The sequence below is a fragment of the Nonomuraea sp. NPDC002799 genome, assembly GCF_053592075.1.
This window is the reverse complement of sequence record NZ_JBSFVA010000079.1, coordinates 1-14,334: the sequence shown is the minus strand read 5'-3', so window position 1 is coordinate 14,334 and position 14,334 is coordinate 1. Positions and strand designations below refer to the sequence as shown.

At 63.9% G+C, this 14,334-nt stretch carries 16 protein-coding genes and 1 pseudogene; 10 read left to right on the top strand and 7 right to left on the bottom strand.

All coding sequences use genetic code 11. The features are described from left to right. Positions 1-644, bottom strand: a 644-nt coding sequence (locus ACWD0F_RS50800; RefSeq protein WP_449890168.1) for an RICIN domain-containing protein, incomplete at its 3' end; no start/stop codon positions are given. A 155-nt stretch (positions 645-799) separates the two neighbouring features. On the opposite strand from ACWD0F_RS50800, the gene ACWD0F_RS50795 reads away from it, so the two are divergent. After that, positions 800-1,126 carry a helix-turn-helix domain-containing protein gene (locus tag ACWD0F_RS50795; RefSeq protein ID WP_449890170.1) on the top strand — a complete coding sequence of 109 codons (327 nt, stop codon included), beginning with the start codon at positions 800-802 and terminating at the stop codon, positions 1,124-1,126. Positions 1,127-1,354: 228 nt separating this feature from the next. Here ACWD0F_RS50795 and gdhA read toward each other — a convergent pair whose 3' ends face one another. Next, the gene (gdhA, locus tag ACWD0F_RS50790; protein WP_449890167.1) at positions 1,355-2,698 is read right to left on the bottom strand and encodes an NADP-specific glutamate dehydrogenase; all 1,344 of its coding nucleotides are present in this window, start codon (positions 2,696-2,698) and stop codon (positions 1,355-1,357) included. A 261-nt stretch (positions 2,699-2,959) separates the two neighbouring features. On the opposite strand from gdhA, the pseudogene ACWD0F_RS50785 reads away from it, so the two are divergent. After that, positions 2,960-3,354: pseudogene (locus ACWD0F_RS50785) on the top strand (transposase); the annotation flags it as partial. A gap of 488 nt (positions 3,355-3,842) precedes the next feature. On the opposite strand, the gene ACWD0F_RS50780 reads toward ACWD0F_RS50785, so the two are convergent. Beyond that, positions 3,843-4,556 carry a hypothetical protein gene (locus tag ACWD0F_RS50780; protein WP_449890165.1) on the bottom strand — a complete coding sequence of 238 codons (714 nt, stop codon included), beginning with the start codon at positions 4,554-4,556 and terminating at the stop codon, positions 3,843-3,845. Positions 4,557-5,069: 513 nt separating this feature from the next. Between ACWD0F_RS50780 and ACWD0F_RS50775 the strand changes: the two genes are divergently transcribed. The 8 genes from ACWD0F_RS50775 to ACWD0F_RS50740 all read left to right on the top strand — a co-directional run bounded on the left by ACWD0F_RS50775 (position 5,070) and on the right by ACWD0F_RS50740 (position 11,342). Next, positions 5,070-5,333 carry a hypothetical protein gene (locus ACWD0F_RS50775; RefSeq protein ID WP_449890163.1) on the top strand — a complete coding sequence of 88 codons (264 nt, stop codon included), beginning with the start codon at positions 5,070-5,072 and terminating at the stop codon, positions 5,331-5,333. 374 nt (positions 5,334-5,707) lie between these two features. Continuing rightward, positions 5,708-6,481, top strand: coding sequence for a transposase family protein (locus ACWD0F_RS50770; RefSeq protein WP_449890161.1), 774 nt, complete (start codon positions 5,708-5,710; stop codon positions 6,479-6,481). 286 nt (positions 6,482-6,767) lie between these two features. Continuing rightward, positions 6,768-7,385: a dihydrofolate reductase family protein gene (locus ACWD0F_RS50765; protein ID WP_449890159.1), complete on the top strand. Its 618-nt coding sequence runs from the start codon at positions 6,768-6,770 to the stop codon at positions 7,383-7,385. Between the two features lie 4 nt (positions 7,386-7,389). Then, positions 7,390-8,232: an alpha/beta fold hydrolase gene (locus ACWD0F_RS50760; RefSeq protein WP_449890158.1), complete on the top strand. Its 843-nt coding sequence runs from the start codon at positions 7,390-7,392 to the stop codon at positions 8,230-8,232. A gap of 264 nt (positions 8,233-8,496) precedes the next feature. Further along, the gene (locus tag ACWD0F_RS50755) at positions 8,497-9,150 is read left to right on the top strand and encodes a class I SAM-dependent methyltransferase (protein ID WP_449890156.1); all 654 of its coding nucleotides are present in this window, start codon (positions 8,497-8,499) and stop codon (positions 9,148-9,150) included. Between the two features lie 292 nt (positions 9,151-9,442). After that, entirely contained in the window at positions 9,443-9,778 is a 336-nt protein-coding gene (locus ACWD0F_RS50750; RefSeq protein ID WP_449890154.1) for a hypothetical protein, read from the top strand. Between the two features lie 227 nt (positions 9,779-10,005). Beyond that, positions 10,006-10,329 carry a hypothetical protein gene (locus ACWD0F_RS50745; RefSeq protein WP_449890153.1) on the top strand — a complete coding sequence of 108 codons (324 nt, stop codon included), beginning with the start codon at positions 10,006-10,008 and terminating at the stop codon, positions 10,327-10,329. 68 nt (positions 10,330-10,397) lie between these two features. Then, complete coding sequence (locus tag ACWD0F_RS50740) at positions 10,398-11,342, top strand: hypothetical protein (RefSeq protein WP_449890151.1); 945 nt, start codon at positions 10,398-10,400, stop codon at positions 11,340-11,342. Here ACWD0F_RS50740 and ACWD0F_RS50735 read toward each other — a convergent pair. From ACWD0F_RS50735 to ACWD0F_RS50720, 4 genes are all read right to left on the bottom strand, one after another. Continuing rightward, complete coding sequence (locus ACWD0F_RS50735; RefSeq protein WP_449890149.1) at positions 11,310-12,011, bottom strand: hypothetical protein; 702 nt, start codon at positions 12,009-12,011, stop codon at positions 11,310-11,312. The genes ACWD0F_RS50740 and ACWD0F_RS50735 overlap by 33 nt on opposite strands. A 10-nt stretch (positions 12,012-12,021) precedes the next feature. Next, complete coding sequence (locus tag ACWD0F_RS50730) at positions 12,022-12,336, bottom strand: hypothetical protein (RefSeq protein WP_449890148.1); 315 nt, start codon at positions 12,334-12,336, stop codon at positions 12,022-12,024. A gap of 8 nt (positions 12,337-12,344) precedes the next feature. Next, positions 12,345-12,938: a hypothetical protein gene (locus ACWD0F_RS50725; protein ID WP_449890147.1), complete on the bottom strand. Its 594-nt coding sequence runs from the start codon at positions 12,936-12,938 to the stop codon at positions 12,345-12,347. 567 nt (positions 12,939-13,505) lie between these two features. Beyond that, a complete protein-coding gene (locus tag ACWD0F_RS50720; protein ID WP_449890145.1) occupies positions 13,506-14,042 on the bottom strand; it encodes a GntR family transcriptional regulator in 537 nt (178 codons plus the stop codon). Positions 14,043-14,334 lie beyond the last annotated feature (292 nt).

Below are 14,334 nucleotides of genomic sequence, written 5' to 3'. Positions count from 1 at the left end.
TCGACAATGCCAGCAAGCGCATAACGGACGAGGCGACACCAACCTGGCGAGGAACGTACTAACACAAACATGGGCAAACCAAATGCCCTCTGAGACCCGGTCTCGCTGTTGCATGACCAGATCTGCATGACCGCGCGGCCTGTGGTGGCGCCGGGAACGTCCATGCATCGAGGGTTGTCGAAGAGACCGTAAATCGTATTGCCATTGACGAAGACGGTCGGGACGTTCAGGGATGCAGAGTTTCGGACGAGCCACTGCTGGGACTTGCGGTCATTGCACCCTTTCTGAAGCAGCTGCGCCCCGCTGTTCGTCCGTTCGCCCAGGACGTCAATGCACTTGTTGCTCCAGTTGCTGACGATGTTGTACACCTCGTAGGTCGCCGTGACGTTGCCGTACCGGTCGAGGAGGTTGAGCCGCTCCACGTATCTCAGGTGAAATACCTGGTTCGGTGCGCCGTTGCAGTCGAAGTGAAGGATCGGAGCGCCGTCGTCCATCCTGAACGCGGAGACGTCCAGGCACATGCTGGAATTGGTGCCGCTGTGGATGACGACGGGCCTCTCGTCGACGAAGGCGTTGGCGGGGATGGTCAAGAGAGTCAGGAGCATCGCGCATGCGATGAGGAACACAGAACCGATCCGTTTCACGGAACCCTCCTTGGGGATGGGGAGCGCTTTCCTTTTGCACGGGCGCTGCCGCCCGTACTCGAGCGCCGCGGCGTGAACGCTACGCACCCCTCGCCCCGCCCGGCAGATCAGCTTGACTGCCCTGATGCGGCGGGCAGGACGGCGCACCTTCATCTATCGGCGAGGTCACCGGCGGTGATCCACCTCATCCTTCGAGGGTCGTCACCGCCGTTGTCGTCGAGGGCCGGTCCCAGGCAGAGGTCGCCCGCGCGTACGGGGTGTCCAAGGGCTGGGTGTCCGAGCTGGTGGCCCGCTACCGGGCCGAGGGCGAGGCGGCGTTCGAGCCCCGGTCGCGACGGCCGCGGAGCTCGCCGAACGCGGTCGACGCCGGCACCGTCGAGCTGATCGTCCGCCTCCACAAGGAACTCGCTGATCAGGGCCTGGACGCCGCTCCCTGCCGCACCGCGTCACCCCCCCAACATGAAGAAACCCCGAACCCATAGGTTCGAGGGTTTCCGATGTCCTGAGACATCACATGAGTGCCCCCGGCAGGATTCGAATCTGCGGCGCGACCGGAGTCAGCGAATCACCAGCGGGCGAACGATTCCGGTCCTCCCCGCGCACGCTCGTGTCGCTCTGCCGCCGGCCGTCGTCACCGGTGTCGAAAGAAGCTGTTCTGCCCACGCATGATGGTGCTCAGGGCTGGGTGGACCGCGGCCGAACGGAGCCGCTCAGATCAGGCCCAGCGCCAGCATGGCGTCGGCGACCCGGCGGAAACCGTCGATGTTGGCGCCGGCCACGTAGTTGCCGGGCATGCCGTACTCCTCGGCGGTCGTCAGACAGCGGGCATGGATGTCCTGCATGATGTCCTGCAGCCGGCGCTCGGAGAAGTCGAACGACCACGAGTCGCGGCTGGCGTTCTGCTGCATCTCCAGCGCGCTGGTCGCCACGCCGCCCGCGTTGGCCGCCTTGCCCGGCCCGAATGCGACGCCCGCCTCCAGGAACGCCTGGATGGCCTCCGGCGTGTTCGGCATGTTCGCGCCCTCGCCGACCGCGATGCAGCCGTTGTCCACCAGGAACGCGGCGTCCCGGCCGGTGATCTCGTTCTGCGTGGCGGACGGCATCGCCACCTCGCACGGCACCTCCCAGACGCTACGGCCAGGCACGAAGGTGACGTGCTCGCCGCGGCGTGCCGCGTACGCCTCCAGACGGCCGCGCTCGACCTGCTTGATCTGCTTGAGCAGCTCCAGGTCGATGCCCTTGTCGTCGAGTACGTAGCCGGAGGAGTCGGAGCAGGCCACGACCACGCCGCCGAGTTGCTCGACCTTCTCGATGGCGTAGACGGCGACGTTCCCGGCGCCGGACACCACGACCCGCTTGCCGTCGAACGACGTGCCGCGCGCCTTGAGCATCTCCTCCATGAAGAAAGCGCACCCGTAACCGGTGGCCTCGGTGCGCACCTGCGCGCCGCCGTAGGCGAGCCCCTTGCCGGTGATCACGCCTGACTCGTAGCGGTTGGTGATGCGCTTGTACTGGCCGAACAGGTAGCCGATCTCCCGTCCGCCGACCCCGATGTCACCGGCCGGCACGTCGGTGTACTCGCCGATGTGCCGGTAGAGCTCGGTCATGAAGCTCTGGCAGAACGCCATCACCTCGCGGTCGGAACGGCCCTTGGGGTCGAAGTCCGACCCGCCCTTGCCGCCGCCGATCGGCAGGCCGGTCAGCCCGTTCTTGAAGATCTGCTCGAAGCCGAGGAATTTGACGATGCCCAGGTAGACCGACGGGTGGAAACGCAACCCGCCCTTGTACGGGCCCAGAGCGCTGTTGAACTCGACCCGGAAGCCGCGGTTGATCTGCACCTCGCCGCGGTCGTCCAGCCAGGGCACCCGGAAGATGATCTGCCGTTCGGGTTCGCAGATGCGCTCGATGATCTTTGAGTCGGCGTACTCGGGATGCTTGCCGAGAACCGGGCCGATGCTCTCGAGCACCTCCCGCACCGCCTGGTGGAACTCGACCTCCCCGGGGTTACGGCGTAGGACGTTGTCGTAGATCGACGACAGTTTCTCGTGCAACACGTGCTCCCTGTATCACTGGTGCAATCGTTATCACTCTACGATTCGGCCTGCTGTGAGAAGAACGCGCCCTGGAGTGCGGCGTGTCCGTCTCGCTGAACGGCCTGACATGCCTTTTCCGGTGGCTGAGCTATGGTCGGCCATGAGGGGACCGTGGAAACACCACAAGGGTCGGTCGCGTTCACTGGCGTGATGGCACGGTCCTGCTGTCCCTGATTACGCTGATGCTGATCGGCGCTGTAGGTGGAGGCGCGTGGTGGCGGGGTGCGCACCATCTTCGATCAGCCCACCACCGAGCAGGTCCGCGCCCAGCACGCCTGAGTCATCGACGCCCTGGAAGCCCGGAATCCGGCCGCGTGCGAGCATCTCGACGCCGCCCGCGAAGACCTGCTCGCCTTCGCCGCCTTCCCGCGCGAGACCTGGCGCCAGATCTGGTCCAACTGTGAGAACGGCTGAACAAAGAGATCCGCTGCCGCACCGACGTGGTCGGCATCTTCCCCGACCGGCCCTCGATCATCCGCCTTGTCGGCGCCGTCCTGGCCGAGCAGACCGACGAATGGACCGAAGCCCGCCGCTACATGGGCCTGGACATCCTCGCCAAAGCCCGCCTCCGCCTCCTGACCGGCGACACACCGGCCGAGAACCCACTCCCGCAGACACTTACCGCTTCATCTGCAAAAAGGGATCACGCGAAGATCGATTCATACACCACGTCCGTGGACGTGACCGCCGATCTAGGTGAGTGCCCCCGGCAGGATTCGAACCTGCGGCACCCGCTTTAGGAGACCAGGAGTCGTTTGGAGTCCAATATGCCTAGTGATGGGCGATATTAGGTTGCTGCTCACCGTGTATTGGACCCTCGGCAAGGACCTCCCATTGCCCATCGCTTGGCAGGTGTTTGGCCTGGTTGAAGCGATACTCGCGACCGGAGCCTTGCAAGGTGTTCCCGCTCTTCAGATGTGGGTGTCTGATCCGCCCGCGCGGTCGTTCGAGGTTGGGTTTGCGCAGCAGAATGGCAGCAGCCCATCATCGCGGCTCAGTAAGGTGATCAGCCGTGCTGCCTTGTACCGAATCGACATCAGCCGACACGCCAAGGATCCCTCGTGTGTACGCAAGATCATTGTAGTTGATTAGGTAGCGGCATGCACTACCTTCCGCGTCCGAACTGACTCCTGTTTTTCTTGCGGGCGGGACGCAACCACTTGCTGTACTCGTCATACTGACGCAGTTCGTAGCCGAACTTGTCTGAGGGGGCAGACTGTAGCAGTTTTCCTAGCTGATCTAGCACTTCACGCCCTCTGTTTCGGTTGCCGACGCTGCGTGCTTGCTCAAGCCTTGTGATCGCTTTTGCGGCGGCTTCACGTATGAGCATCTCTTCCCGGCGGTCGAGTGGCGTGGTCGGCTGATTGTCAGCGGTTGCAGTCGTAAGCGATTCTTTCGCCTCAGGGACGGAGGCCTCTTCCTGGTGTGCCTCGATTGCAGTCCTCCTGGTGAATGCCCCTGCAGAGAGGTCCACCTGCGGAGTGAGCAGCGGCGTTTGTACCGCTGGCGCAAGTGCTAGCCCGCCGGAGTCGATGATCCAACGAGGTATCAGTCGCTCGGGATCTACATTGGCTCGTATCGAGGCAGGCGCCAGGAGTTGATACGGCTGGCCAATAGTCAGCTCCGCATAGGCGTACGGAAGTGCGACGATGGCATCGCCGAGGCTGGCTCCAGCAGTTGTTCGCACTATGACAGGAAGCGACTGACTGTCCTTCTGCTCGTCACTTATGTGCTGCCAGGGGCTCGTCTTCGACGTCTTCGGTATTACCAAGAGTTCGGTTACGTCCAGAGGAAAGCTGCTAATTGTGCGCTCGCTCATGCGGCCTACTTGCCCTACGCCAGCTAAATAGGAGTGTGACCGACGAGTATTCTCAATTCCTGTTGTAGATACTCCCGATTGCGTCAGCTGCCAATCGGAGATACTCTCCCACTCGATCGGCTGCCCCGGCAGTTGGACTGCGACGGATGCCCTTCGGGTACCTCCGTGGGTTTCACAGCGCACATGTAAGGCATATCCGTCTCGATCGAGCGCGGCATGTGATGCACGGGACCTCGTGCCGAAGATCCACTGCACGACTCGACCTCGGATACGGAGCTGTCTGTCTCGGTCGTGCCAATTGTGCTCGTCACCGACGAGCTGGACAGCAATCAGCGGTAGTTGTCGGGGCGGGGTGACAATCAGTGCCGTGCAGTTGCCACCGGAGGCGAAGTCGTGGTCGAGGGTAGGGGTGCCGATGGGCGTCAATCCCAGGCCCTTGAGCCACTTAGATAGCTCCTGCTGGATGTAGAGATGATCAGCAGAGTCGACGCCAAGGTTGACTCGCCTACACACATGAGTGACTCGGTCTGCATGGTGAGCAAAATGGGGTATCTTCACCTGGCCGATACGGTCCATCAACTGCTTCCCGCAGCCACCAAGGTGCGTTCCGCACCAGAACGTGTCACCCATCCGGTCATGGCGTTCCCGGAACCGGAGGGCCTCAGCTCGGTTGAGTGGCATAAGAACCGGGTCGTAGGAGCTCACTTCGTTCAGAACGGCTGTCTGGACTCTTCGCGTATCTTCCTGCACGCAAGCATCACCTCACACGTGCGCTGAAAGTATCGCAATGCACGGGAGATGGCAGCTGCCTCAGCTGTGTTCGTTAGAAATTATCAGCCGGTCACTCGCCGGGAGGTGATGCGTACCTGTCCCTGTTCCAGTCGCCCCAGGGGGTCCAATTCGTGCGGGTCCTCGACGTTGTCGAATAGCAGCAGCCACCTGCGGCGCCCGGCCAATTAGGCCAATGCGACGCGTCCTGCTCCGCTAGAGGTGCCATCGAAGCCGACCCACACGGAGGCTTTTTCAACCCGTGGCGGCGGGGATGCTGGTCACAGCATGATCGCGAGCTGGGCTTTCGCCTGACGACGTAAGAAACCCCTGGTAGATGGATTGATCACCACAACCAGATCCGTCACAACCAGGGGCCTCGGATGCTGTTTTATCGTGCTGCGGTCAATTTGTCGCGTGCAACGCTGAACTACGTCGCCGGATTGATCCGCCGGCGCCGCAAGGCGATCGGCTCGTCCTGGCGGCTGCTCAACCCGGGACAGCAGGCGCTGCTGGTACTGGTCTACCTGCGCAAAGGCGAGACGTTCAGCGAACTCGGCGCAGGGTTCAAGGTCTCGACAGCAACTGCGTGGCGGTATGTGGAGGAGACGGTCGCGCTGCTGTCGGCCCGCTCGCCCAAGCTCGGCCAGGCGCTGCGCAAAGCCAAGCGGGACGGGCTGCACTACCTGGTGCTGGACGGCACGCTGATCCACACCGATCGGATCGCCGCCGACCGGCCGCACTTCTCCGGCAAGCACCGCGTGCACGGCATGAACATCCAGGTCATCGCCTCACCGGACGGGACCATCCTGTGGACCTCCGGAGCGCTGCCCGGCAAGGCCCACGACCTGAGCGCCGCCCGGATCTGGGGCATCCTGCGCGCCCTGGAACAGGCCGGGATCATCACCCTGGCCGACAAGGCGTATCAAGGAGCCGAAGGCCCGATCCGCACCCCGTACAAGGGCAAGAACAAACCCGAGTCCCAGAAGCAGGCCAACCGCTCCCACGCCAAGCTCCGCGGACCCGGTGAACGCGCCAACGCCCAGCTGAAGAGCTGGAAGATCCTTCGAAAGCTACGCTGTAGCCCTTCCAAGGCCGGCCACCTGTGCAAGGCCATCGCCGTCCTTCAGAACCACCGCGTTGCCCAGGCCGCCTGAGGATGAAAAAGGGTCACGGTTGCGGCCGAGGCTCGTCGCAACTCGGCCAGCCCGCTCCTGACCTGGCTGGTGTCTTCCGAGGGATCAATCAATCAGCTCGTAGTGGTCACGGTGCGCGTGAGCTTGCCAGCAGGCCGTATGGATTCACCGCTATTGGCATCTAGATGGGTGATCGCGGTTGACGTGCCCCTCGGCTAACCCAGAGCTGCACGGACCGCCAGATGCCAGGGCGACGTCGGTATCGGAAGAGCGATGAGTTTGGGCGGCGGATCGGGTCTGCCCTGGCATGACTCGAATCATCGCTGACATCTCGGTCTCTCTCGACGGCTTCGTCACCGGGCCCGGCCCCGGCCCGGACAACGGTCTGGGCACCGGCGGCGAGGCCCTGCACACGTGGGCGTTTTCCGACGATCCCGACGACCGCCGGGTCCTGCGCGAGGCGGCAGCCCGCTCGGGCGCCGTCGTCCTCGGCCGTCACCTCTTCGACGTGGTCGACGGGCCGAAAGGCTGGGACGACAACGTCGGCTACGGCGCCGGCGAGGTCGGCAAGCCCGCGTTCGTCGTCGTGACGAACGCGCCGCCGGAGTCCGTGCGGCTCACCGGCCTCGACTGGACGTTCATCACCACCGGACTGCCCGACGCCGTCACCGCCGCGCGCAAGCGAGCCGAGGCGGCGTCGTCGGACAGCGGCAAGGACCTCGACGTCATCCTCATGGGCGGCGGCGCCACGATCGGCTCCGCGCTCGACGCCGGGCTGGTCGACGCGCTGACGCTGCACCTCGCGCCCATCGTGCTGGGCGCCGGGACACCGCTGTTCACCGGCGAAGCGCCGCGTACGCTGGTGCAGCGGAGCGTGATCTCGACATCGACCGCGACGCACCTGACCTACGACGTCTCCCGGTGATCCGATGACCACTGTCAACGCCAATGAGATCGCCTTGGGCATCGAGTCGTTCGGTGACGACGACGCGCCACTCGTCCTGCTCGCGGGCGGGACGACGATGCTCTCCTGGCCCGACGCGCTTTGCGAGCGCCTCGCCGCTGGCGGGCGCCGTGTGGTGCGCTACGACCTGCGCGATAGCGGGGAGTCGACGACGACGGATCCGGAGGCGCCCGCCTACACCCTGCGCGGCCTCGCCGCCGACGCGGCGGCCCTTGCTGACGCGCTCGGCGGGGGGCCTGCGCACCTCGCGGGGATCGGCGTCGGCGGGATGGTCGCCCAGGTGGCCGTGCTCGACCATCCGGGCGCGTTCTCGGCGCTCACCCTGGTCGGCACCCGCGCGGTTGCCCCTGGCCCGCCCGACGATGACCTCCCCGACCATGACCAGGCGAGGATGAGCCGGCTGTTCGCGCGTCCGATGCCCGATTGGGCCGACCGCGAGGCGGTTGCGGAGTTCGCCGCCGCCGGCGCGGAGATCCTCGGCGACGACCCCGTCGCCGCGCGCGCGATTGCTGCGCGCATCTGGGACCGCACGCCCGGCACCGCACCCCCGGTCCAGATGGCCAACCAGATGGGCATGGTGTTTTCCAGGCTCGACTGCAAACCGCGCTGGCGCGAGCGCCTGCCCGAGATCGAGGTCCCCACACTCGTCGTCCACGGCCGCCGTGACCGGTTCTTCCCCGTCGGCAACGGCGAGGCGATCGCGCGCGAGATCCCGGGGGCACGGCTGCTCATCCTCAAGGAGGCCGCCACCGCGATCCCCCCTGCGGCGGTCGGCGAGGTCACCGAGGCGATGCTCACGCTCGGATAGAGGACGGCGGGTGCCGGGGGTCTGGCCTCCACGCAGTGTGAACGTCGGAGGCTCGATCAGGCCCTTCCGCTGATTATTCGGCGCAGCGCGGATCATAGGGGCATACAGCGACAGTCAGGTCCTCCGAGTACTGCAGCGCCCTGCCGTGGTCGCTCCCTTGTCGGTCCTGTCGGCGAGTGGCTGAGCTGGGCCGAGTACGAGATCATCATTTTGGTAGCGGGGCGGCTCCACCAAACCCCGTAATGAGGTGGCCTGGGAGACATCGTGAGCCTGCTGGATGAGGACGCGCTGGAGACGTCGTCGGTCGTGGCGAACTGCCTGATGAACCGGGAGGGGCGGCTGCGTGGATATCGACGGGAACTGGGCGTTGACATTCTCGCCGTGTTGCGTGCCAAGGCGCCGGTTCGGTGGCTGGACTTGTGTTGCGGGGCCGGGCTCGCTCTGGGCGAGGCGGCCGGGCTGCTGGCGCGTGACGATGTGGAGATCGTGGGTGTGGACTTGGCCGGCCACTTCGGCTGCGCTCCGCGGCCGCCCCGGCTGCGACTGGTCACGGCATCGGTGACGGCGTGGGAGCCAAAGGGGGCGTTCGATCTGATCACGTGCGTGCACGGGCTGCACTACGTGGGCGACAAGCTCGGCGTGCTGGCGCGGGCGGGTCGTTGGCTCACCGCGGATGGGCTGTTCGTGGCGAACTTCGACGTGCGCGGGGTCTGTCTGCCGAATGGCGCACCCGTCGGGCGGCGGCTGACGGCCGCGCTGCGTGCGCAAGGGGTCACCTACGACGGGCGCAACAAGCGCCTCACCTGGACAGGACGGCGCGAGCTCGCCTTCTCCTTCCGCTACCTCGGAGCCGACGATCAGGTCGGGCCCAACTACACCGGCCAGCCCGCCGTCGCCTCCCACTACACACCTCGATGACCATCCCGCATCGCCGGCCACACGCTTGGAGCTGAGGTCATCAAGGGTGCGCCAACCCCGGTCAGCGGAGTTCGAGCTGAGGTGAAGAGAGGGGCAGGCGGTCAGACGCCCGCGCCGAAGCCCACGGGTGAGACTGGGACCCCCGGATGGGTTTTAGCCCTAGTTGGCGATCTTGGCGAGCATGATCACGGGTGGGGTTTGGCCCCACCAGTGCCCATCCGGACCGGACATTCTTGTCGGTGGCGACCTTCAGAGTAACGGCTGGTGATGTGAACTGCTGGATCTCGTTGGGATGGATCTTTTGGACCGTAACGAGGAGACGTGGCGAGTGCTGTGCGGGGACGAGTTGTGCGGTGAGATCGTCATCGACGACATGGATATGCCCTGGGTGTATGGCTCCTTCGTCGCCGGATCCGCGTTTGCCAAGGTAAAGCCGCTTTTCGATCGAGAGCTGGAGCTCTTGGAACAGGACGACGATGATCCGGAGGCATGGGAGACGGCGTATGACCAGGTGGTGGAGGCGGTCTGTCTGGTCTCACCACGCGGGCCGGTTGCCGAGTTTCTGCTGCATATCGAAGCTGATCGAGCCTGGCTCCGGTGGAGCGATGAACCATTCACCACGGAGTAGGCGACGTTGCTCGAAAGCGCGGTGATCCTTGCGGGTGACGCGTCGTCGCATGGGCTGGGCGGCCTGTCATCCGGCGACGCCGGCCTGTTGCGCGCGGGCGAGCCGGTAGGAGTCGGTTCCGGTTTCGATGATGGGTTCGGACGGTTTCGACCTTTTCGATTGGTGGGAGGCCGGTAGTCGCGGCTGGGGTCGATGGTCAGCTCGCGCAGGACTTCTCCGGATATGGCATGGACGACGCGGACGCGCGGGTCTGCGACCATGACGTAGTTCGGGCGTGGGTGTCCGATGCCGATGTGGTGCAGTCGGCCGTTCAAGCGCAGGGTGACGACATCGGCGGCATTTATGCGGTCGTGGCCTGTTCAAGGGTGATGCGACCGTCCCGGCCGCTGGCCATGCGGTTGCTGAAGCTCACGCCGTTGCGGGTCAGGGTGTACGCCGGGACGCCATGGGCGGACGACCGCCTGGAGGAAGGTGCCTCGCACGATGGGCTCGGCGATGAGGCATGTACGGTGTTGCCCTCGATCCGTTGCACCGCAACTGTTGCTCCTTGATCACCCGAGCCATACTTGTCTGTCGTTGTGACATACAGGAAAGGGCATGAATGCGGCGAGTGATGTCTGTGGGATTCGCGCCGAATGCGATCTTCGTCGCATGCCTGTGGGCGCTGATACGGACAGATAGCTTCTCTGGCCGCGGTCGCTGGGAAAACATCGTCCCTCACACGCCAACCGGCCTGGCGGGTGCGCTTGCTGGAATATGTGCTTGTGCTGCTGTGCTCGGCCTTCTCCTTCATCCCTTCCAGATTCGAGCGGTACGAATGCTTGAGGGCTATTGGGACCGGTGGTTGCCCACCGCCCGCCTCGCGGATGTCCTGGTTGAGTATCAGCGCCGCAAACGGCAGTCGGCAAGCGAGATGGCCGACGGAGCCGGTAACAACGAGCGGAAAGCCGGCCCCCGCAGCGCGATGTCCCTCCCGGAGCAGACACGAAATCTGGACACCGCGGCTCAAAGAATGCGCGCTAACGCCAGACGACGTCTAGGAGGAATGCCGCCCGCCGAGGTGCTACTTCCCACGGCATTAGGTAATGCCTTACGCGCCGGTGAAATCCAGGCCGGCGAACGCTATGGCTTAACGACGCTGACCACATGGCCACGCATTTATCCGCAGCTCTCCCGACCCTTGGCTAAGGCGGTGGCATCCGCTCGGGATAGCTTGGATACCTCGGTCAACCTCTGCTACAGCTTCCTGGCCTGTGCGGTGGTTATGGGGGTCGCCATGTATGACGAACCGGGGAAGTGGTGGTTTCCACCCATTGCCCTGGCAGCCGCCGCGCTGGCGTATAAGGGTGCGGTGACGGCGGCTCAGGGATACGCGCAGCTGATGCATATTGTATACGATCTGCACCGCTTCGACCTGGTGAGGGCGTTGCACTACCAACTGCCAGACCGGGATAGCGAACAGGGGCTTTTCCGGCGCATCTCGGAGGCCTTGGCGAACAAGGCGGTAAACTTGCCGTACGACCACGGACGGTCATATTCGGACGAGGCTGACCGCACCACATAGCCCGAGAAGATGCAGCCTTAGACTGTAGGCGCCGTCCACGTCTATGTCGTTAAGATTCCCCGTATCGGTGATGCGCGTCAGGACTGTCCCAGTAGACATCACCACGACCGGCCAGTTGCGTGGCACGGTGAGATGGACGTGCCCAGCGATCGCCGTCACTCGCACGGTCAAAGGGCCTTCAAGTCGCGAACTGCCGAAGTCGGCACGGATTTCGCCGGCCAGGGCCCGGAGTGTCAGCCGTGGGTGCGGGGTGCGGTTTCCGACGGCCTCCGCGGCCTTGACGCAACCCGTGATCATGCCTCGAGTCCAACCTGCCTCAGACGTCTTGCCCGACGACCGTAAAAGTACAGTTCCTGTCAGAATGCTCAGGACTGAAAAGACCACGATGGCCAGCGTCGAGTGGTCAGCACCGGCCCCGGCCGCGAGCCCACCACCTGCCGTCGACGCGAGCAAACCAGGACCGATCAGCGAGCCGATCTTGATGGCGGAACGCAGGAAATTGGTCACGGCCAATGTGAGCAGCAGCCACGGCCATGCGACGGCGGCCCAATTCGTGATCGCGCTCGTTCCGTCGTGTGAGGTATGCCAGGCCACAATGCTGCCAAACGCGATCGCGAGCAGACCGAGCCAAATCTTCGGGCGGCATCCCTTTCCGCCTGCGCCAGCCACGCAGGCTATGTTAGAACTGGCGTGCCTCTTCCAGAAGCCTCAGCTCCTCCTGGAGAGCATCAGGCTCGCTCTCCTGAGCGCGGCACCAGAGATGAACGGACGGGGGCAGATCCCGGAACGGGCAAGTATCCCTGTGCTCCTCCTTGTTATACGCTTCCAGGTATTGTGTTATAGATTCCTGGCCTCGATCTAAGGCCAGATGCCATTCCTCATATGTGTCCGCGTCCTCTCTCTTCGCTTCGGTGATCTCAGCCTCACAATAGTCGGAGTAGCAGAAGAACGAAGGTGGCGGCTCTCCGGGTAGGGTAAGTTCATGCAGGGTCATGCGCCCTCCTAGATATCGTCGGGTGATTCTTTGTAGAACCGGCCGATCGCCCTTCGGCGATCCTTCTCCAAATTCCCCCGCTTGCGATACAAATTGATAGTCCATACCGCGTCGGCTACAACCGCTACTAGAACCATGCCCGCCGCTACTATTCTCCAAATTGCCTGCTGTTCAGCGGATGGAGGTAGCAACGCTGCGGCTACCCCCACGCCCAGGAGAATGGTGCCCGCATTGAAACAATGGACCGCACGACTGTGAAACTTCAGCCAATTGCGGTAGTCAACCCCTTGGAATTTGCACAGCTCTCGATAGGCCTTGTGTTGTTCTGTAGCAAAATCTGTGGCTAGCCAGTCGTCGATGTCGGCGCGAGTGTATAGATACTGGCGAGAGTGATAATGCAGCTGAATGCATGCCACTAGCAGCAATGACGCGGTTACGAGTAGCAACAGCGTCGGGCCGGACCAGAGAAAGGCGCTGGTCGCGCCAGCCACCACTCCGGCCAAGGAAAGCGCAGCGGCAGTGAGCAAGGGTGCGGCGACGGTGTGAACTTCCTTGCCTGCACTTGCGTATGCGAATGGGAAAGGATGCTTTAGCCCCAGCATCGCACACCTCTCCGTGTCTTATGCTTGCAATTATCCTGACACAACATTGGACAAGTTGCCATGACCGGTTCCGGCCACATCAGCTTATGAAGCTGTAGAGCATAGTGATGCTGTTGGTCGTAGATGATGATCGCGTGTCCAATGATGCAGGTGGAAGGAATCCATAACATCATCTCGGGGCAGGCGTCTGGTTTCGTATTGGGGAGTGCCACCTGAGTTCTCGGGGCCCGCCCAGAGGCGGACAGTCCATCAGTCACCCTCAGAAATACGGGGATTGGGTCGTCCCACTTGGCCGCGGCATCGTGTGCGGGGAAGGACGGGTAAGCCAGCGTGAGCTTCTTGCCAGCGAAAGTGCACAAGGGCGGCCAGGCATGCGTCGGCGACGATCCACGCTCCGAGCGATCCTCACCACCACGGGAGCCGACGCGAGGCGGCACAGCGCGTTCTCTCCGAGCCGTATCTGTTCCACCTCGCACTATCCAGCGTGGCGTGCTCGCAGGCCGCGACGAGCGTTCTGTGTGCGTCCTGCTGGCAGAAGCCTTGCGCGGTGGGGGTCTTGGTCATGGATCAGCCCTCTCGGTTCGTGTTGATCGGTGGCGAACTGGTGCCCATGAAACGGCCCTTGCTGGGGATGACGATGATCAGGCCCTCCTGCTGAAGCACTTCCAGGGCCTTGCGTACCGTGATGCGCGCCGTACCGAACCTCTCGGCGAGGACAGGTTCACCAGGCAGACGCACATCGGGAGAGAACTCGCCGGCCTTGATAGCGGCGCGGAGCTGGTTGGCCACGTCCTCGTAGCGAGTGGCCGGCTTCGCATCCTCTGCGGCCGGCCCCTGCACTCTGCGACCTCGGCCCATCTGGCTGACGACCAGGCCCTCGCGTTCCAGGTGCGCGAGTGCCTGACGTACGGTGCCGCGAGCGACGCCGTACGTCTCCATGAGCGCCGTCTCGGACGGGATCATTCCGCCGGGTGGGTACTCGCCGGCGGCGATGCGCTGGCGGAGGTCTTCTGCCAGCGTGGCGTAGGTGGGCTGAGCTTTGCCGTGAGTCATGAGGCTCCCTTGCTGAGCAACAACGGACTCAAGGCTAAGACGAGCGCTCACGAGCAGTAATGAGCGCTCTCCGCGGCATGGTCAAGGCCCGCATTCGTGTTGCGGTCGCCAAATGACGGGCAGGCCGCGGAGCTCAACTGTTGACGGCGGGCGAACTCCTTCGCTCACCGGATAAACACGGTATCGAGGCCGATGAGCCTCCTATCGAGGCCAAAGAGGGCAAGGCGCTGCACGACGCTAACCTTAGTTAGTACTCCAGCCGCACTTATCGATCTTTGAGGCGTTGACGCTGGTAGTGGCTTCGACGGGCGCGGGCCTGATGGCGCCGTCGCCAGTATGACCA

Excerpts from the sequence above, each read along its gene's own strand:
- ACWD0F_RS50780 (WP_449890165.1), bottom strand. The coding sequence starts at position 4,556 with ATGAGCGAGCGCACAATTAGCAGCTTTCCTCTGGACGTAACCGAACTC.
- ACWD0F_RS50775 (WP_449890163.1), top strand. The coding sequence starts at position 5,070 with ATGAGTGACTCGGTCTGCATGGTGAGCAAAATGGGGTATCTTCACCTG.
- ACWD0F_RS50770 (WP_449890161.1), top strand. The coding sequence starts at position 5,708 with ATGCTGTTTTATCGTGCTGCGGTCAATTTGTCGCGTGCAACGCTGAAC.
- ACWD0F_RS50765 (WP_449890159.1), top strand. The coding sequence starts at position 6,768 with ATGACTCGAATCATCGCTGACATCTCGGTCTCTCTCGACGGCTTCGTC.
- ACWD0F_RS50760 (WP_449890158.1), top strand. The coding sequence starts at position 7,390 with ATGACCACTGTCAACGCCAATGAGATCGCCTTGGGCATCGAGTCGTTC.
- ACWD0F_RS50750 (WP_449890154.1), top strand. The coding sequence starts at position 9,443 with ATGGATCTTTTGGACCGTAACGAGGAGACGTGGCGAGTGCTGTGCGGG.
- ACWD0F_RS50745 (WP_449890153.1), top strand. The coding sequence starts at position 10,006 with ATGGACGACGCGGACGCGCGGGTCTGCGACCATGACGTAGTTCGGGCG.
- ACWD0F_RS50730 (WP_449890148.1), bottom strand. The coding sequence starts at position 12,336 with ATGACCCTGCATGAACTTACCCTACCCGGAGAGCCGCCACCTTCGTTC.
- ACWD0F_RS50725 (WP_449890147.1), bottom strand. The coding sequence starts at position 12,938 with ATGCTGGGGCTAAAGCATCCTTTCCCATTCGCATACGCAAGTGCAGGC.